General features: G+C 36.5%; 19 protein-coding genes. 9 read left to right on the top strand and 10 right to left on the bottom strand.

Annotation, left to right across the window (positions count from 1 at the left end):
- Positions 1-20 precede the first annotated feature (20 nt).
- The gene (locus ABDZ63_RS01240) at positions 21-1,172 is read right to left on the bottom strand and encodes an exonuclease SbcCD subunit D (RefSeq protein ID WP_343781463.1); all 1,152 of its coding nucleotides are present in this window, start codon (positions 1,170-1,172) and stop codon (positions 21-23) included.
- Positions 1,173-1,636: 464 nt separating this feature from the next.
- Here ABDZ63_RS01240 and ABDZ63_RS01235 point away from each other — a divergent pair, with 464 nt between their 5' ends.
- Complete coding sequence (locus ABDZ63_RS01235; protein ID WP_343781249.1) at positions 1,637-1,759, top strand: hypothetical protein; 123 nt, start codon at positions 1,637-1,639, stop codon at positions 1,757-1,759.
- A 97-nt stretch (positions 1,760-1,856) separates the two neighbouring features.
- On the opposite strand, the gene ABDZ63_RS01230 is transcribed toward ABDZ63_RS01235, so the two are convergent.
- Positions 1,857-2,498 (bottom strand): esterase/lipase family protein, encoded by a 642-nt coding sequence (locus ABDZ63_RS01230; RefSeq protein ID WP_343781247.1) that lies wholly within the window; start codon positions 2,496-2,498, stop codon positions 1,857-1,859.
- A gap of 169 nt (positions 2,499-2,667) precedes the next feature.
- Between ABDZ63_RS01230 and ABDZ63_RS01225 the strand changes: the two genes are divergently transcribed.
- Positions 2,668-3,669, top strand: a complete 1,002-nt coding sequence (locus tag ABDZ63_RS01225; RefSeq protein WP_425541925.1) for a glutathione S-transferase family protein — start codon at positions 2,668-2,670, stop codon at positions 3,667-3,669.
- 1 nt (position 3,670) lies between these two features.
- On the top strand, positions 3,671-4,177 hold the full coding sequence (locus tag ABDZ63_RS01220) for a GNAT family N-acetyltransferase (RefSeq protein ID WP_343781246.1): 507 nt from the start codon (positions 3,671-3,673) through the stop codon (positions 4,175-4,177).
- A 217-nt stretch (positions 4,178-4,394) separates the two neighbouring features.
- Here the strand turns inward: ABDZ63_RS01220 and ABDZ63_RS01215 are convergent, their stop codons facing one another.
- Positions 4,395-5,111, bottom strand: a complete 717-nt coding sequence (locus tag ABDZ63_RS01215) for a YwaF family protein (protein ID WP_343781245.1) — start codon at positions 5,109-5,111, stop codon at positions 4,395-4,397.
- Between the two features lie 20 nt (positions 5,112-5,131).
- The gene (locus ABDZ63_RS01210) at positions 5,132-6,931 is read right to left on the bottom strand and encodes a S9 family peptidase (protein WP_343781243.1); all 1,800 of its coding nucleotides are present in this window, start codon (positions 6,929-6,931) and stop codon (positions 5,132-5,134) included.
- A gap of 168 nt (positions 6,932-7,099) precedes the next feature.
- On the opposite strand from ABDZ63_RS01210, the gene ABDZ63_RS01205 reads away from it, so the two are divergent.
- Both ABDZ63_RS01205 and ABDZ63_RS01200 read left to right on the top strand, forming a co-directional pair.
- Positions 7,100-7,390 (top strand): hypothetical protein, encoded by a 291-nt coding sequence (locus ABDZ63_RS01205; protein ID WP_343781242.1) that lies wholly within the window; start codon positions 7,100-7,102, stop codon positions 7,388-7,390.
- Positions 7,390-7,716: a CHY zinc finger protein gene (locus tag ABDZ63_RS01200; protein WP_343781241.1), complete on the top strand. Its 327-nt coding sequence runs from the start codon at positions 7,390-7,392 to the stop codon at positions 7,714-7,716. The genes ABDZ63_RS01205 and ABDZ63_RS01200 overlap by 1 nt, the downstream gene beginning before the upstream one ends.
- 2 nt (positions 7,717-7,718) lie before the next feature.
- Here the strand turns inward: ABDZ63_RS01200 and ABDZ63_RS01195 are convergent, their stop codons facing one another.
- Entirely contained in the window at positions 7,719-7,955 is a 237-nt protein-coding gene (locus tag ABDZ63_RS01195; RefSeq protein WP_343781239.1) for a hypothetical protein, read from the bottom strand.
- Between the two features lie 542 nt (positions 7,956-8,497).
- Complete coding sequence (locus ABDZ63_RS01190; RefSeq protein ID WP_343781237.1) at positions 8,498-9,502, bottom strand: helix-turn-helix transcriptional regulator; 1,005 nt, start codon at positions 9,500-9,502, stop codon at positions 8,498-8,500.
- A gap of 131 nt (positions 9,503-9,633) precedes the next feature.
- Between ABDZ63_RS01190 and ABDZ63_RS01185 the strand changes: the two genes are divergently transcribed.
- The 4 genes from ABDZ63_RS01185 (at position 9,634) to ABDZ63_RS01170 (ending at position 13,874) form a co-directional block, all read left to right on the top strand.
- Positions 9,634-10,032 (top strand): hypothetical protein, encoded by a 399-nt coding sequence (locus ABDZ63_RS01185; protein ID WP_343781235.1) that lies wholly within the window; start codon positions 9,634-9,636, stop codon positions 10,030-10,032.
- A gap of 109 nt (positions 10,033-10,141) precedes the next feature.
- Positions 10,142-10,780, top strand: coding sequence for a restriction endonuclease (locus ABDZ63_RS01180; RefSeq protein ID WP_343781234.1), 639 nt, complete (start codon positions 10,142-10,144; stop codon positions 10,778-10,780).
- Positions 10,781-10,953: 173 nt separating this feature from the next.
- Entirely contained in the window at positions 10,954-11,391 is a 438-nt protein-coding gene (locus tag ABDZ63_RS01175; protein ID WP_343781233.1) for an RDD family protein, read from the top strand.
- Positions 11,392-12,257: 866 nt separating this feature from the next.
- Positions 12,258-13,874 (top strand): MFS transporter, encoded by a 1,617-nt coding sequence (locus ABDZ63_RS01170; RefSeq protein WP_343781231.1) that lies wholly within the window; start codon positions 12,258-12,260, stop codon positions 13,872-13,874.
- A gap of 141 nt (positions 13,875-14,015) precedes the next feature.
- Here ABDZ63_RS01170 and ABDZ63_RS01165 read toward each other — a convergent pair whose 3' ends face one another.
- From ABDZ63_RS01165 to ABDZ63_RS01150, 4 genes are all read right to left on the bottom strand, one after another.
- Positions 14,016-14,888 carry a DUF2628 domain-containing protein gene (locus ABDZ63_RS01165; RefSeq protein WP_343781230.1) on the bottom strand — a complete coding sequence of 291 codons (873 nt, stop codon included), beginning with the start codon at positions 14,886-14,888 and terminating at the stop codon, positions 14,016-14,018.
- A 148-nt stretch (positions 14,889-15,036) separates the two neighbouring features.
- Entirely contained in the window at positions 15,037-16,713 is a 1,677-nt protein-coding gene (locus ABDZ63_RS01160; protein ID WP_343781229.1) for a M4 family metallopeptidase, read from the bottom strand.
- 331 nt (positions 16,714-17,044) lie between these two features.
- Positions 17,045-18,013 (bottom strand): ABC transporter permease, encoded by a 969-nt coding sequence (locus ABDZ63_RS01155; protein WP_343781228.1) that lies wholly within the window; start codon positions 18,011-18,013, stop codon positions 17,045-17,047.
- Positions 18,000-18,923, bottom strand: a complete 924-nt coding sequence (locus ABDZ63_RS01150; RefSeq protein ID WP_343781227.1) for an ABC transporter ATP-binding protein — start codon at positions 18,921-18,923, stop codon at positions 18,000-18,002. The genes ABDZ63_RS01155 and ABDZ63_RS01150 overlap by 14 nt, the downstream gene beginning before the upstream one ends.
- Positions 18,924-19,038 lie beyond the last annotated feature (115 nt).

The following is a 19,038-nucleotide window of genomic DNA, read 5'->3' as shown; positions in this document are numbered from 1 at the left end:
ATTTACTCCTCTCTCTTAGCTTACTTACGCTCTTCGTTTAATAACCCTTCAAACACTTCTTCCATAATTGCTTCAACTTCATCAGACGGTGATTCACCTTTAACATCTTCATAAAATGCTTTAAACAATTCTTGGTCTGACATTTTATGCCTTGCTATTTTCCGTTCAGATTGCTCTTTTAAAGTATGTGCATAAACACGCCGTTCAACATGCATAGCATTTGGATAAACGGAGCGAACTTGCTCCATCGGGAATAAAATCGGGTGTTCATCTAGCAATTTAACAAACACATAATCTTCATTAACTTCTTCTTTTAATAAATCTTGTAAATACCCCTCAACCGTTCGCAGGTCTTTGCGAGGTTTTAACATCCTTTTCTCCACTTCAACTTCCCCGTGCTCGTCCATTTCAACAATAAAATAGCCTTTATTATGGTTTTCTTCTGATATTGAGTATTTTAAAGGAGAGCCTGAGTACCTAATCGTTTCATCACCAACATGATGTGCTTGGTGTAGGTGGCCTAACGCTGTATAATGAAACGGCTTGAATAAATTTGCATCGACATGCTCAGCACCACCAATCGATAACGGGCGTTCTGAATCACTTGTGTTTTCTTTTTCCTCACCACGCGGCGTAACAAATAAATGTCCAACAAATACGTGGCGTGCTTGATCTTTCATTTGGTGTTTTAGATGGTTAATAACTTTCTCAGTCGCGTCATGATGTGATTTAACCTCTTCATCACCAAACTTGTTTCTAACAATACTTGGATCACAATAAGGAACTAGGTGGAAATGAACTTCACCATATTCATCTTGTAATCTAACAGGGCTTAAGTCTGTTGAAAGTTCACCTGCGATATGTAGGCCATTATCTTTCATAATTTGACTACCGAAATTTAACCGCCCAGGACTATCATGATTACCCGCCACTGCCACAACTGGTATTTTTAAATCCAAAACAATTTCAGCTAAGCAATCATTTAACAAATGAACCGCATCTGTCGGCGGAACTCCCCGATCATATAAGTCTCCCGCAATAATTACCACATCGGGCTTTTCCTTTTTAATTTCTTTAACAAATTGTTCTAAAATGTAACGTTGATCTTCCGTCATGTAAATTCCTTGAACAAGTTTCCCTAAGTGCCAATCCGCTGTATGAAAGATTTTCAATTCCAATCACCCTTTTAACTATTCATTACTTCCTATTTTAACATCCATAAACACAAACGTATGTTCGTTTATCAAATTAAATTTTACCATGATTCAAAAGAAAAATCCAGTTTATCGCCATGACTTATTTTGCTGAAATATGTCGATTATAAGCTGTTTGAGCGATTGGACTCCATTTTAGAAATTAAACGGAACTATTTCGACAAAACTATGGGCTATTTTCACTTTCCGGGCTTCCCATTCGACAAGTTGTCCTATTATTGAATTATTGAATCTTTTCTGAATATTTTAACAAGATGTCAAGCATTACACTTTGTTTATTGTCAGAAAGTTTAATGTAGTTAGACACTTTAATCATAATGAAACTTTTTATAGAATTTTAATGCCAAAATGTTTACACGTAACCAAAACATGGGTATACTATATATGGAAAGTCAATGATTCGCTATAAGGAGGCGATAAATATGTTTGATCATCATATGCTTCGTGAAGCGATTGTTAAAGATAAAAGGAAACAATACACGCAACCAAGCAAGAAAGTTGTAAAATCATCAAATTCAATCTTTCACTTCTTTAAAATCTTTTAATCTTCGCACTCAAACTAGCGCAACATGAACATAACAACTTCTTAGATTCATAGTTTGTTAGATATATAAAAGCCATCAACTGCTCTTAGTTGATGGCCTATTTTTTAAATTGTTCATATCTTAAGAAGTAATCAACATGTTCATATGTTTCTTCTTCATGATGGATCTCGCGGTGCCCATAAGGAAGAACGATAAAATCCTTTAAACCCGGATAATAAACAGAATCAACTTCCACATAACCATCATTATCCCCTGGAATAAATGGATCAAAAGCAAAATTACTTTGATCCCCAGCAATCGCTCCAATATCAATTCCTGTATCATTTTGAAAATCAACATTTTCTAAATACTCAGTACTTAATGATCGTACAGTTTTAAATATATCAATATAACCTCTAACTTTACTGGCTAAATCAGCCAGTTGACTCCCGCGGTTTGGAGTTCCAATTAAAACACAGTTACCGATATAATCTAAATAATTAGTATCGGTTAACAATTTGCGAATAACTAATCCACCTGTACTGTGCCCAACTAAATGAACCTTTTCATCAGCTCCGATCCCAGAAGCTACCACTGCTTCTAATAAGTCTTCCACAAGTGTGACAATAACATCAAATTCATTAAATGTTAACGGCAAATCAGGTGTGTAACAGTCATACCCTTGCTTCTCTAAATACTCAGCCATAGGTTTCATGTCTCGGTCTGTACGAAAGAAACCATGTATTAAAATAACTTTCAAAAGACACTCCCCTTCATCCACCTACTAACTATACTGTACTAATATGGGAAAGATTATTTCAAAGATATTAACTTAGAACAGTTTGAAAAGTCATAAAGTTGTAACTTTGATTAATATTATTGAAGTACCTCTTATTTTACATACCCGGTGTGGTTGAAAGGATGTTATTATGAAAGAAATGCCATTAAATAACCCTAAAGAAATATCTTCTGATGGTTCATTCAAAAGACAGACGAACCGCTTTACGACTCCATTTGGAAATCAAGAAGGCTGTCTACCTATCGAACCTGGTCGCTATCGTCTATTATCCTCACCTGCATGCCCATGGGCTCATCGCGCTGTCATCGTCCGGAAGATACTCGGACTTGATCAAGCCATCAGCTTAGGTACTGCAAGTCCAATACGCCCTCAAATTGATCGAGTGGATTGGGAGTTTTCTTTAGATGAACAGCATTTAGACCCCGTCTTAAAAGTACGTTACATAAGTGAATTGTACTTAAATGCTGAGGCAAGTTATACTGGAAGACCGACTGTTCCAGCGATGGTTGATGTGACAACTAAGAAGGTTGTCAATAACGATTATTTCACACTAACTAATAGCTTTGAGACTGTATGGGCGCCTTACCATAAAGAAGGTGCACCTAATCTTTATCCAGACCATTTGCGAAAAGACATTGATGAACTAAATGATATTCTTTTTCACGATGTTAACAATGGTGTTTATAAGTGTGGGTTTGCTCATTCAAAACACACTTATGAATCAGCTTTTGACACTTTATTTGCTCGAATTGAACAGCTAGAGCAACGACTTGAACAAAAACGCTTTTTATTTGGTGATTATATAACTGATTCAGACATACGTTTATACACGACGCTCGTTCGATTTGATGCAGCTTATTACACCGCATTCAACACAAACAAACATTTAATTCGCGAATACCCAAATTTATGGGGGTATGTTCGTGATTTATATCAAAGTACAGGTTTCAGCGATACAACTGACTTTGAAGCCATCAAAAAACATTACCACTTATCAATTACAATTAACCCTGTGCAGTCAAAACCGTCCATTTTACCAAAAGGGCCAGATTTAACCGGTTGGGATCAAGCACACGGACGTGAAAGCTTAAGCCAATCTGAAAAGAAATTTCTATTTGATAAGGAGTCATGATATGAATACTTTAACCATTCGAAATGCAACACTTGAAGAAATACCACTAATACGAAAGCAACGTATTGAAGCCTATCAAGAATATACTAACGTTTTATCTGAAAGCCACTGGCAAGCATTAAAAGGAACACTATCACAAGAAAGTGATACAAAAGAAGGCGTCGAACTGATTGTAGCTGAATTCAACGACGATATTGTCGGAAGTGTCGTCCTATTCCCAGCTAAGACAGATGCCTATGAATGGATCGACGCGTTAGACTATCCGGAATTACGCATGCTTGCTGTAACCCCTGATGGTCGGGGGAAAGGGGTTGGAAAAACTTTAGTAGACGAGTGCATTAAACGAACGAAACAACAAAGCCACACTAAACTCGGGTTACACACAGGTGAATTTATGACATCAGCCATTCAGTTGTATGAACAATTTGGCTTTAGACGTGTTCCTGAACACGACTTTCAACCTGCTGATGATGGTGTTAATGTCAGAGCTTATGTATTTGATTTATGATTAGGGAAGGAAGTTGAAATAAAGGGATTGAAGAGATGTTATATTACGAACATTTGATGCCTTATATAATATGAGTAGTTACCCGAGCGGATGAGTTTATCAGCGTTCGGGACTTTTTTATCAGCGTTCAAGCTAGTTTATCAGCGCTCGAGACTTTTTATCAGCGTTTAATATAGTTTATCAGCGCTCAGGGTCAACGCTCACAATATCTTAATTCCTACCGACTCAGACGACCAAACCCAGTCACTAACCCATAAATAATGACAAATAAACCAAGTGCGATAACCTCTAATGATAAAATATACCACGGATAAGGCCCAAGATAGTCTAAAAACGTCGCACTGGCTGGCTTTCCATTTAAAAACATATAGTTAGATCCTAATAAATTATTAACGTTCCATACGACAAAAGCAATAACATTAAGAGCGACAAACGCACGGCCAACTGATTTAAAAGTCGGCTTAAACTGCTCAACCCAAAGCATGTATAAACAAGCGATTACGATCGCCATATGTGAAATAAAAAATTGAAAAAACCGCATATGCGGGTAACCAAAAAATAATTCGGGTGTCACCATTGCGATAAAAGCACCCGTCATACTAACAAAGAAAGTCACCTCAAATAGCCGGTAGTCTTTAGTCAGTAACATCAAAGCACATAAGTACATGGAAATCGAACTAAGCTGTAGTGGCAAATTAACGGCTAAACGCCACTCACCATGTACCAAATACCATAAATGAAAAGTAATTTCCCCTAAGATTAATAGAGTTATTAAGCTATAAGTCCAGGCTTTTGAATACTTCTCCCTTATATGTTTTCGGTAAACATACAAATAACCAGCTACGACAAAAGTAAAAAGGAGCATCACGATGTGAGGTGCTCCAAACAGCTCAAACGGGTATTCAGCTCGATCAAACCCGACTAATCCCCACATTATGATGACTCCTTTCGTATTTAAACTTTCTGACTAACCTTTTGATGTTTCTCAAGAAAGTCTAGCATGGTTTGATACACATTAATTTCGTTTTCTTTTTTAGAAAAACCGTGCCCCTCATCATCTAACACAAGATATTCGACATCACGGCCTGCATGACGTAACTTATCTACAATTTGATCAGATTCTTCCTTTACGACACGTGGATCTTTAGCTCCTTGAATGACGAGCATTGGCTTCTTCATACCATCTAAGTAAGTCACAGGTGAGTCCTTTTCAAAGCGCTCTTTGTCTTCTTCAGGATCCCCTAACCAACGCTTCATAATTGGTTTCCAGTGTTCTGGTACAGAATTAACGAATGTGAACAGGTTAGATACACCAAATATATCAACAACTGCTTTAAAATACTCTGGATGGCGTCCATGAAGCAACAGTGCCATGTAACCACCATAACTACCTCCAACTAAGAATAGCTTCTCAGAGCTTGAGATTCCTTGGTCGAATAACCATTCAATAGCATGAATGTTATCAAGTCGTGGCCCCTCTCCCCAGTCTTGTTCAACCATTTTGACAAATGAAGAACCATAGCCTGTACTTCCTCGGAAGTTCGGACAGAAGATCGTATAGCCTCTATTCAACAAGCATTGGAACATAGCCCGGTAAAATTTGCGCTCAGCTGCTTGAGGGCCTCCATGTGGCCAAAAGACTGTATAACCATTATCATTCTCTGGCTTTGCACGAAATAATAACGCTTCAATCTCCATACCATCAAATGATTCATACGTTACAACCTCTGGGTCAACCATATCTTCTGGACTTACACCTAAGACTTGGTTCGCCGTTAACTGCTTCCATCCTGATTCATTGTACTTAAAAATATTATGAGGAATTACAGCACTACGCCCTAAAATATAGACATTGCCAGACTTAGCCACTTGAATCTTTTCAATAACGTCGACTGGGGCATCAATGTTTTCAAGCGTGCCATTTTTAACATCATAACGATAGAAAAAGTCCTTTACACCTTTTTCTGTCACTATATAAAACTGTTCTCGTTGCTTGTCATACTTAAGGGTCTTCACACTTTCATCTTCAAAGTCTAGCACCTTCTTAAACTCTTTCTCTTCAAGGTCGAACTTTGCTAGATAACTAAACTCGCTATCATAATTAGTCATGAAATAAATCGTACTATCAACAAAAGTCGCTCCACCACTAACATGAACTTGTTCACGATCAGGTGTTAAATCATAAACACCATCTTCAGTCTTTACGAAGGATAATGTATATGTATTTGCTAAAATGGTAGAGAACACAAAAGACTTCTCATCTTCAGAGACAGCAGTCAGAAGGGTTGCCCCTTGCTCACCCTCCTGTATTAACTCATCGTCACCCGTTTTTAAATGACGCACATGTGTGTTTATGAACCTTGGATTACCCTTAGACGTACCATAGTATAACCGTTCCCCATCCTCAGATAAGTGAGCATAAAAGTATTTTTCCTCTGAATCTCCTGTTACTAATGGTTGCGGTAAACCACCCTCAGGCGCAATAGCATAAATCTGATAATTCTCATCACCATTACGGTCGAACCCTGCTAGGACATAACGCCCTTCAGGATCGAATTTTAAGAAATCACTCGATTCATCCTGATGTGCGAATAAATATGGATATTGATCTGGTAAATTCATCGCCCAAACATTCATCGTCCCATTTAAATTCGAACTAAACAACAACTGGTCTTCATTCGGACTAACTGTAAAATTTGAAATCACATACGACCGAAAGAACTGCTCAACAGTCGGCTTTGGAAACTTAATCATAATCACAACTCCTTTAATTATTTAAATAATTAAATATTTCTTACTATTATAAATCATATGTGGCTAAAGTGAAACAATCCCTCTATCAAAATACTCACAAGTTCACTGTTTCTTCCCTAATCAAAGGCTTATTATGTTAAATTAGTAAATAAGTAAGGGGGATTCATAATGGAGTTAATCAGCAATGTGTGGACGACGATGATGGCGATTGGAATAGTTATGTTTTTAATCATCGTGATCATCGACCGAGTTAAGGGGAAAGAACCAAACCGTGCACTTAGAGAATTACAATCATCTACTTTTTTCACGTTTGTCATGTTAGTAACAGCTGTTTTAGCAGTTATTGAGGTAGGTATGACTTTCATCTTTTACATCAGTCTATTATTCAGCTTGGCGGGGATTGGAATGATCTTATTTGCTTCTTTCAAGTTAAAAAAGAAAAATAAGGAGGCAACTTAATGCACCCTCACAGAAAATTAGTCATTGGAAGTATTGATGAGGAGACTAGGTGTAATCATTACCATAGTGAAGTTGATCGCGTAGCTATTAAATTCAAATGTTGTAACACGTACTATCCTTGTTATAAATGTCATGATGAAAATACCAATCATCCAGTAGAAAGATGGAGAATAGATGAGCGGAATATACAGGCGATTTTGTGTGGTTCATGCGGCAGCGAACTAACCATTGATGAATACATGAACCACCCAACCGCTTGTTTTAAATGTCACGCTTCTTTTAACATTCATTGTCGAAATCACTATCATCTTTATTTTGAACGCTAACTTTAAACTACACCAAGTAACCCTAAAATAGAGACTAGAAATAATAGACCTGCTCCAACCATAAAAGAAATTCCGTTAAACTTAGAACCTGTTCTAATGTTTTCAACACCAATAAGTAAAACTACCACACCAATTAACGAGGTTATAAATAATGGTGATGTATTAAGGTTGGTAAAATAATTCAGCAAGATCAGCATGAACACCGCAATAGATAACATAAAATTTACTCGAACTAGCATTTTTAACACTCCTGAGCATCATTTCTTACAAAGCTTATTCTACTATTTTTTATAAACATTTGAAAAGAAAATATCCTACTTTATAGTGGTTTAACTCTTAAAGAAGGAGGTTGGCTTAAATGAGAACACTGCCTTATATTATATCAGTAATCAGCTTCTTTTTGACATTACTCGTTTTTTATTTCATAAGCTCGGCCGCAATCGTATTTAACTTTCAGACGGGAGAAGGATTTTTTCTAAACTTTGAAATAACCTGGGTCCCTCTGATTGTAGGTGGTTTAATTAGTTTTCTAAGCTATAAACTCGTCAATAAATGGTTGTCTAGCCATGGAGTGACAATAAGTACGAAATAAAAGCTAGGCTTTTTTGGACATTGCGTTGATATATCAGCATTCGTGAGATTTTATCAGTGTTCGAGCTCTTTTATCAGCGATCAGTCGATTTTATCAGCGTTCGGGCTCTTTTATCAGCGCTCAGCAACTTTTATCAGCGTTCACGCACTTTTATCAGCGTTCAGTCGATTTTATCAGCGCTCACACCATCTACTGTTCTGCGTTTCGTTCCAATGCTTCTCTTAAATCTTTTAAAATTTGTTGGCGTAACGTTTCCGGTCTAATGTGGCTGACTGAGGTGATGTATTGTAATAACCAATAACGAATATTTCGTTGTGAGGTCTGCACCAATACATCAAAATGGTTGTCATCAATCTTGCGTAATTCCGCACGATCGCCAAAGAAATCGACAACTTGGTTAGCGATATGGTTTTCACAACGGAATTCGACTTCTTCATTTTCACCACCAAACATAAAAACTTGTTTCTCAATATAATCTTGAGTTGACTCTCCCCCTTCAATTGGGTCGCAGGGTTCATCTAACAATTGAATATCTTTCATTCGATCAACCCTTAAAAATCGCTCTTTGTCCTCCCCTTCTGTATTCGTGCAAAATAAATAATAATGACTTAAACTCCAAACGATTTTATAAGGGTTAACAACTTTAATGCCATCATTATTTTCTTTATATGGAATCAACTTCTTACTAGAATCATATGCCAAATAGGTAAACTGAACTTTCTTCCCCTCTTCAATCGCATCGCGTAACTGCTCGATGTTCGTAAACATTTGAAAATTATAATCTTTACGTTCTTCTTTATAAAAATGAATATTTTCAATCAAACGTTTGATTGAGTCTTCATTACCATTGTAAAGAACCCCCAATTTTCTTAAAAGGTCCTGTCTATGTTGCGGATAAATAAAGCTCGAGGATGCAATGGCATCAGCTAACAGTTTAACTTCTGAATCTAAGAAGCTATGATTGACATAATAAGAATGCCGCTTCTCTTCATGCTCTACGATCTCCTCAATTATTAAGTCTTTATCCGATAATTCAATTAAATCCTTAATATAATTACCAATTGTCTTACGTCCGGGCGGATCACCATATTGCATAAGTTTCTTTCTAATTTCATGATTTTGTATCGGCTTCTCGTAATCAGTCTGACGCAATATTTGATATGTACGCCATAACCATTCTGTTGACTCCGGCATAACTTTCGCACCTCCATCATACTTTTAAAACAAACATACAAAAATGTACTAGTTATTGCAATACCGTACTGTGTCAAATATGACTCATTTAATTTGTTATATTACCACTAAATCAGCTTGGAGGTATGAAAATGAGTGTGACCTATAAGGATCAAAACGACAACTTTATTAAAAAGCAAATTACAGAAAGTCAAGAGCACGGATTAAAACAAGAAACACTGTCACTACAATTACTCAAACAAGCAAGAGATTCAGAAGATATTAAAGCTCAAGTCGTTAACATGATTAATAAGCTCGAGGAAAAAGGACTTCAAGCTAAAAGTCAATTTGAACAATTAAACGAAAAAAATATGTTAACCAGAAATGAAATGCATGATTTACTAAAGTGCAGTAAACATTATGATCTTATTTATTACTGTCAAAAGTTAAAAACCGCTTTAAATTTCTCTGAAAAGGAACCTATTGATGATCAAGTCATGGTATCTGTCGGAGCATGGCGAAAACTATTATCAATTGTTAATCAACTGTAATCATTTATTTATTTCTATAACGCTTGATTTGTGGTAACTTGTCTTTGAACGATATGGTTAAGGAGTAATCACCATCTCAATTGGACATAATAACCATGAGGTGACGAGCGTGAATAAAAGACTTAAAAGTAAAAATACTGACCCACTTTTCATCTGGGTCTTAATTAGCATTTTTTTAATTGCTTTAGCATTTGATTTGTTGAAATGGACTTTTGAAATCCCTGGCATTGCCTGGATTGCAACAGCGGCTGTCTTAGTTACAATCTATATTACCCGCTCGAAATTAAACAACCGGAAACGGGCTATAATGATTGAATATCGTAGACAATATTTACAAAAAAGAGCAGACCTAGATACTTTAAAACAAATGCCAGAATTCGAGTTTAAACAGTTTATTAGCGATCTATTTGTTCAAATGGGCTATAATGCCTTCATAACAGAACCAGATGGAAAACCTTGTGAGGATTTAATTGTTTCAATTGACGATTTCTTTGCAGTTGTGTCCTGTCAAAATGGTGAACATATTACCGTTACAAAACAAGACATTAAACGATGTGAGAATTCACTTAAAAAATCTAATGCATCTTTTGGCTTTCTCATTACAACTGGACAATTTGACCAAAACGTACAGTCACGAAAGTTAAAATTAATAGATGGACAAGGTCTAATAAAGTTGATTGATGATGTAACTGCTGAAACTGAAGGTGGACAAACATACCGGCCGCTAAAACTGTTACAATTTCAGTAACCCCCTCCTGGTGATCCTTATCAGTCATTTGGAGGGGAGAACACGACCTGTCATAGCGATACATTCCTTATTTATATAAGACTAACAACCTATGAATCTATTTCTTTATTTAGTTAAAGTTTTATTTTCTATATTAAAATTTCGAAATGGGTTAAATGTTGGAGGTGTAAGAGATGAATATAGATACACCAGCTGGATTTTGGATCAGGTTAGTGGCCTTATTTGTTGATGGAATAATTGTCTCAATTACCATTGGTTTATTCACCGCAACAATATATGGTCAGTTCTTTTTGGAGGAATATACGTTCCTAGAGGTCATAGGTCCGATCTATTATGTATTGTTGCCTGTCCTATGGTATGGTTATACGCTAGGTAAACGGGCGATGGGCATTCGGATTTCTAGAGTAGATGGCGGTAAAGTCGGTGTAGGAACTATGTTGTTGCGAGAGATTGTTGGTAATCTCATCTATGGCTTAACAATTGGGATCGCGATTATTGTCAGTATCTTCATGGTTGTCTTTCGTGAAGATAAGCGAGCCATTCATGACCTTATTGCGAACACATATGTAACTTATAGCGAACCAGAAGAATTGAGATATAAAGAAAACTAACCGTATAACGAGCCTTTATAGACGAACAACAGAATACGGGCGTCGCAAAGTTAGCTCCTACGGGGTCATCGCCTTTCGTTTCTCAAAATCCCTTTTATCAAAAAACTTTAACAGAGCTTATTTAAAAAGGATTAGGTATTGCCGAAATACGAATATTCGATTGCCTTGTAAGGTGAGCAGTTTCCTGAGCGGATCATTTTATCAGCGCTCAGACACTTTTGATGTAGCGCGGAAGTTGCATCAAAAATCGTCTCAGGTTATTCTTGCTCCCTCGTAAAAACCCCCATTTTAATGGGGATTACTACTTCCTTATTATTTAGACGCTTATGAGAAATAACCCTCTCCTTAATCAAACAAGTCCCTGCAATTCTGTTAAGTCCCGGATAACTGTATCTGGCACATATCCCATTCTGACGGTTGACCCACGCTGTACGAAAGCCAAAGTTATTGGCACCGCTAATATCCCATGGGTTAAATGATAAAACCTCTTTCCTATGAACGGAAAATCTGTCTAAGACACATGAATACGCTGCGGATGTTGGCTTGAATTGCTTAACATCTTCCACACTAATAATGTCAAGGTAGCGCTCGAATTGGTTTCGCTTAACTAAAGGATTCAACATATTCTACTTTTTCCAATATTGGTTAGGTTATGTAGACTATTATTTAAAAATTCGATAAATTCAATTTTCTATGTTGTATTTATTTACCATAACTGATACCATTTAATTATAAAAAAATTTGAAAAGAAAAGATGATCTACATCGTTATTAAAACAACACATGATACTTCAGATTTACTAAAAACTATTTACGATTTGAAACCTATTAGTAACGGTTTATAAAAGATTCAAAAGGTAGGTTCTTATGAAGAATTATAGATGGTTACTTAAAGGTGATTTTTTTAAACTTTGGAGTAGCACTTTTTTTTCGCAGTTTAGCGCTGTATTATTCTTTTATTCATTAATTTGGTGGTCATTATCTGAAGAACAAAGCCTATTAACCGGTAGTATTGTTATTGGAATAGGTGCTGCTGTTTCTTTGTTAATATCTCCTATAGCCGGATGGTTAGCTGATCGATATCCTCGTGGGAAACTGTTAGCCATAGTTGACGGTGGACTTTGCTTGTTATTCTTATTACTTGCTATCTCATTCTCTTTTGTGGGTGTAGAACAGGCATGGATAGTACTTTTCTGTCGTATAATAATATCGGCTGGTGTAGGTTCTACCGATGCTGCATCTCGATCTCTGGTGCAGGAGACGGTTTTAGAGGATAGACTAGATAAGGCCATTGGTTTTCAGGAATCGTTAGGACAAACTTCACAATTAATTGCACCCGCAATTGCCGGTATCATTATATACCTAGTTGGGATAGATGGCATATGGTATATCTGTGCTATTTTGACAGGTTTATCAGCTGTTTTGGAGCTTTCAATTCGTGATAGAACTAGGAAGGACGACACAACAAAACTTAATACAAAAAACCTCCTCACTGGTTTCACAAGTGTACGTGGTAACAAGCCTTTAAGATACTTACTATACGGAACAGTAGTACAACAACTTTTATTTAGTGGATTTGCCATTTATATTGCTGCTTGGAGTACGTACGCTTTGCATAATACAGAATGGATAAGTGGAATTTTGCAAGCTGTATGGGGCTTTGGATCTCTTGCTGGGGCATTGATGGTTGTTTTTTTAATTAAGTCCAAAAAAGTAAAAAAACCTTCCGTATTATTGTCTATTATTATTGGGTTTATAATTGCCCCCTTAGGATTTGTAACTAATATAATGGTAGGTTTTGCGATGCTAGCATTAGCTGGTATTGCAAGTGGAGTTTTGAATGTTTACTTAGAAACACACCTTCAAAGACAAACAACAACTGAATCTAGAAGTCGTGAATTAAGTGCATTTTTTGCTATAAATAATTCGTTAATGCCAATAGGTTATGTATTGGCAGGAGTTCTAGCCGAATTCGTCCAAACAGAATATTTATTTTTAGTGCTTGTAATACCATTCCCAGTAGTTGCTTGGTTTATATATAAATCTTTCTCTGAAGCTGAACAGTTGAATAAAAATCACAGTGTGAAGACAAGTCCTGCCACAGCACAAATTCGGGTTACAAGACAAACGGATAAATTTAAAGACTCAATTGATTTTTACGAAAAGGGTATTGGGTTAATAAGATTAGCAGAATTCACACAGCAGGATAAGCGGGTGATTTTTGGTCCAACTAATGCTTCCTATCATCTAGAAATCACAGCGCACGTTGAGGGAGATTCATATCAACCAGCGTCTGGTGATAATATGTTAGTTTTCTATATTAGAGAACAAAGTGAGATAGAAGAAATAACGAATAGGTTACATTCTATGGGTTATCAAGAAAAATCACCTGAAAATGATTGCCGGAACAAAGAAGGAGTTAGGATTAAAGATCCAGACGGTCGGGGGGTTATTTTAATGAACACCAGTTATGTGGATCATTAATCTTACGGTTTAATCTATGTCACCATATAATGGATCCATAAATTCACTTTAACATCTCCTTATTTCGTATCTAGATTTATGGGTTCATTATAATAAGATCGATAGCGGTTTCACAAAGGGTGTTGCATTTACTATTGCAATTTAGGATTTAAATAAATTACTAAATAAGTCCCTCGCTTCTACACTTGTTAATAAATAACCATCTAAAAGCACTTCAGACATAGCCACATCATATGTATTAGGATTCACCTCAAACACGATCGTCACCTGATGAACTTCTTCTTGCTCAAGTAATGTGCCTGTATAGACCGCTTCTTCTATGACACTTTCAAGCTCATTCATTTGCCACTCACCAAACATAAACTGCTCTTCAAACACCTCACCAATAGTCCTTCCACCTTCAGTAAATGTAGACTGAGTGACAATATCGACTGATGTAAGAAGTTCTTGTTCTTTTGGGTCAACACTTGCTGGTTGTACTTCTCCCCACTCCTCATTCACTATATCAACTACAACAAAATACATTAATCCAACTACCGCTAAGGTTAAAATGGCTGACACACTTGATATTAAGGATGTCCGCCCAGTTTGCTCGGCCCCTTTTACTTGTTTCTCACGCGAGACAGGTGTATAGGCGATAACTTTCACATGACGATAAACGTGGTACATATAATAATGATTGCCGAGAAAACCAATTATTAAATGAGTAAGTAACAATACGCCTACTACTACAACCCAAAACTGTTCTGGTGATTGTTCATGTACTTGACGAAAGACCATCAACCCTATTAAAACAGCTATAATCACTCCAAATGCAGCAGCGTGTCGATACATCTTCCGAAAAGCCAACCAAGCAATTCCAAGTAAAAACGCAGCGAAATTCCATGACAACTTCGACTGCTTTCTTTTCATATTCGTGAAGCTTTTTAAGTAATACCAATATTTATGACCGATAAAATCTTGAACAAGCTCATCATCCATTTGAAAAACTTTCGGTTCGTTTCGTTTAGTCATGAGCTTCTCTCCCATTCACGCTTTGACCTCTTATATTCAATTTATTAAATAGAGAGAGTGAACATGACAATATGAAAATATAACCCATTTAAAAGTAAAAACTGCCTCAAAGTCACTGTTTATGACCTTAAGGCAGCGTATTGCTTAGTTATTCTTCATATATTCCTACTTGATCAAAGCCACTAGCAGTAGCCAATGCTTCATCACTATCCTCACCATATAAATCAACTGCTGATTGTACAATAACTTGACGAGCTTCATCGAAGTCAGAGTTTGGTGTTAAATAATGTACAAGCGCACGGTAATAGATTTGCCCTAATGCATCACGCCCAATTTCTTGAGCAGTCAAATAAGCAGCGTGGTTAATTATAGATGAGTTAATGTGTACACCACCATTATCTAAGTGAAGTGGTAGATCATAATATTCATCCATATGAGATGGATACATCCCATCACCATCTCCATACTCTATATACTCTTCATTCACTGGGAATTTACTAGGGTCACTCAAGCTACGTAAAGCTGTACGTCCATCTTCAATAGCACCTGGACCCATAATATCCTCACCAATCTCCCAATTTTCATCATCAATAATCGCACCAAAGATATCAGCATAAGCTTCATTTAATGCACCTGGCTGATAACGGTAAACCAGATTAGCCGTATTAGTAATTACACCATGCGTCATTTCATGTGCAGCCACATCTAGACCAGCTGATAATGGCACCATAAAATCACCATCTCCATTACCATATGTCATATGGCGCCCATTCCAAAACGCATTATTAAAATCAGTTCCATAGTTTACGTAAGAAATAATCGCCATACCTTCATCATCTAATGAATTGCGGTCATGTTCTTCTTTATAATACTCATAAACTATTTCAGAATTGTAGTGAGCATCTACAGCAGGATGGTGATATTCATCTTTAAATGATGCACTATTATTTTCAGCTAAATCACCCGTGTTATGATCATACGTATAGATGCCTTCTAACCCATCATGCGAATGGTCTGCTAACATAAACACTGTACCACCATTATCTGGCTTTACACGTGACATATGAAGATCCCCACGATGTTCACCGTGTACACCTGTCCCAACACCTTTATGACCTTCCATTGCATCTTCATATTCTTCAATAGGGTGAATAGCATTATACTGATCAATGACTTGTCCATTATGAGCATCGATATAAACAAACCAATTACCAGGATCATCTGACATGAAGTTGACATTCACTTTATGTGCTAAATGGTTTTCACCGTCAAACGGATAAATAACGAGTTCAGATTCTGGTTCATATGATAATTCATCAGGGGCTTCTACTGAGGTTTTAGCGTTCTCAATTGCCTCGTTCTCACTTAATGTAGCATACGTGTTAAGCATTCCGACCGATTGGTGATCACTAACGTGGCCATTCATCAAAACAACTTCATTTTGGTCATTAAAATGAACAATCACTTCTGTTCCTTCAATCGGTATACCATTTTGCTTTTGGATAAAGCGAATGTGCGTCATACCAAGCTCGTCTTCTTCAACGTCTTTTACTTTTAAGTCATCATCTACTGATTGGATCCCAAGGTCACCCTTTTTCTGACTCAAATAAGATTTAGCACTTTCAACATCACTGCTTTCAAAACGCTCTGTTTGTTTCTCTTGCACGAAAATTGGTACATGATCTTGAAGTTCAGTAACTTTCTGTTGTGATGTATCATGTGGTGCTTGAAGGTCTCCTTCTATGATAGCGTAACTAGTCTGGACGCCGCCAAATAATAACGTTGTTGCTAATACAACAGATGTCGTCCTTCTCATTCTCTTCATAAAAAACCCTCCAATCTATTAATTAGTTACTATTATAGATTGGAAGAATTAGGTTGTCATGATTAGTTTTCATTATTTTTAGAATATTCTATTATTAGGATAATAGTTTTATAGATTAAATAATAAATGCGCTTTAGGTCTTGCAATACAAAGCCTCAACACCATGCTGTTACTATAGTATGATATTTCGTATTACGAAGGTTTCTAGTAGTTGTGGACTAGGGTTGGTTTATCGTTTACTTTATTCTCGTTAAAAATCCAGCCATGAAACGATTCGTTCATGACTGGATTCTATAAAGATCACTATACTTAAACTAGACCCATTCCAAAGCTATTCACCCGCTACATCACGTTTCGTAAAGAACGTCCAAGCGAGAGTTAAGAATAACACGAAATAAACCATCAACATCGTAATTGAAAAGCCTAACGTCATCCCCTCAAACATAATATTACCTGTACTAAATTGCTGTAAATCTGTATTGGCAAACAGGATATATTTCGCCCAATCACGATCAGCGAAAAATTCTACAATTGTATTTCCTGTAAACATCAAGAAAATGGCTAAACCAATCGCCAGTGAGCTTTGTCTAAAGACAGCTGAGATCATAAAGGCAAATGTCGCCATCATCACTAAATTAATTAGCCTAAAACCATAAGTCTTCATCACTTCAGAGAATAAGGTGACTTCTTGGACGCCATCTGGACGATTCACAACTGTTGTAGCTGTAAAACCTTCAAATCCAAAGAAGGCCATCCCGACAATTAACGAAGTAACCCAGACAAACACTAAAGTCCATAACGCAAATAACAAGACTGATATATATTTGGTTATTAATATTTTCGTTCTAGTTAAAGGTCGAATTAATAATAGCTTAATCGTTCCCCATTTAAATTCATTGGCGATAATTCCAGCAGCAACAATAATCGTGAATAAGCTAACTAATGAGAGAAGAAAAACGTTATCCTCAACAAATGACCATGCACCATATTCGTTCGGTGGAATCTCATTTTCTAGCCTATAATTGTTACGTTCAATAGCTTGCTCGTTCATCTGAATACTCAGTTCATTATTAAAATCGGCTTCCCTTAAGTTTTGAATGACCTCTTGGCTTTGTTGATTTTCTTCTTCCAATGCTTGTTCCCAGTTTTCATGGTTATTAGTTAGATCTGTTGTTTGTGTTACAGCTGCAATACCAATCACCAACGCCAACAAAATAAAGTACATAACCCAAGTTGGCTTTCTCACATATATTTTAATATGTTCATTATAAATTTGTTTAATAAAACTACTCAATGACATTCTCTCCCGTCAGTTCAAAGAATTTATCTTCTAACGTTCCTTTCATTGAAACAACTTGGTAAACATCCACTTCATGTTCAACTAACACCTTTACAATTGAAGGAACGTGATCTTTTTCAATTTGACATGATAGAAAGCCTTTTTGAATACTTGAGTCTATTTGTAGCTGGTCTTTCAAGATTTCTTGCGCCTTGTCTTTCGGGGTTACATCTAACTGAAGTTTGATCACATCTTCATCTTGATCATCTGACTTTCCAATAGATTCAAAGTTAACCATTTTACCATGTTGAATAATACCAACACGATCACACATAAGCTCAATTTCCGATAATAGATGGCTTGAAATAATCACTGCTATGTTCTCATCTTCAGCTAGCCTTCTAATATACTGACGAATTTCACTAATGCCTGCAGGGTCAAGTCCATTAGTCGGCTCATCCAAAATCAATACAGACGGTTTATGTAATAATGCTTGCGCAATTCCTAATCGCTGACGCATTCCAAGTGAATAACGTTTCACCTTCTCATTAATTCGTTTCTCTAAGCCGACTAACTGTATCACTTCTTGAATTCTTTCATCCGTTACACCTGGATGCATCCTAGCATAATGTTTAAGGTTTTTATACCCACTCATAAACGGATACATTTCTGGATTTTCTATAATAGCCCCGACTTCACTAATAGCGTCCCTATATTCTGATTGAATGCTCTTACCCAGAATTTTAACTTGACCTTCTGTGATACTTAATAGACCCACCATCATGCGAATCGTTGTCGTTTTACCTGCTCCGTTAGGGCCGATTAACCCAAATACTTCACCACTGTGAACGGAAAAGTCCACCCCTTTTATAATCTCGTGTTTGCCAATTTTTTTATGAACATTATTTAATTCCATTGCAACATTCGGCAAAATTAAAAACCTCCTCTAAGTAGTTCAACACAGACTAAAAACATATTTTTACACAATTCTATATTACCAAAACTTACATCATAACTAAACTCAATATTGAGAAATTTTACTTTAA

It is taken from the genome of Alkalibacillus silvisoli, assembly GCF_039521975.1.
Taxonomy (GTDB): domain Bacteria; phylum Bacillota; class Bacilli; order Bacillales; family Alkalibacillaceae; genus Alkalibacillus; species Alkalibacillus silvisoli.
Note: the sequence above shows the minus strand (reverse complement) of the source record. Positions and strands in the feature narration are given on the sequence as shown.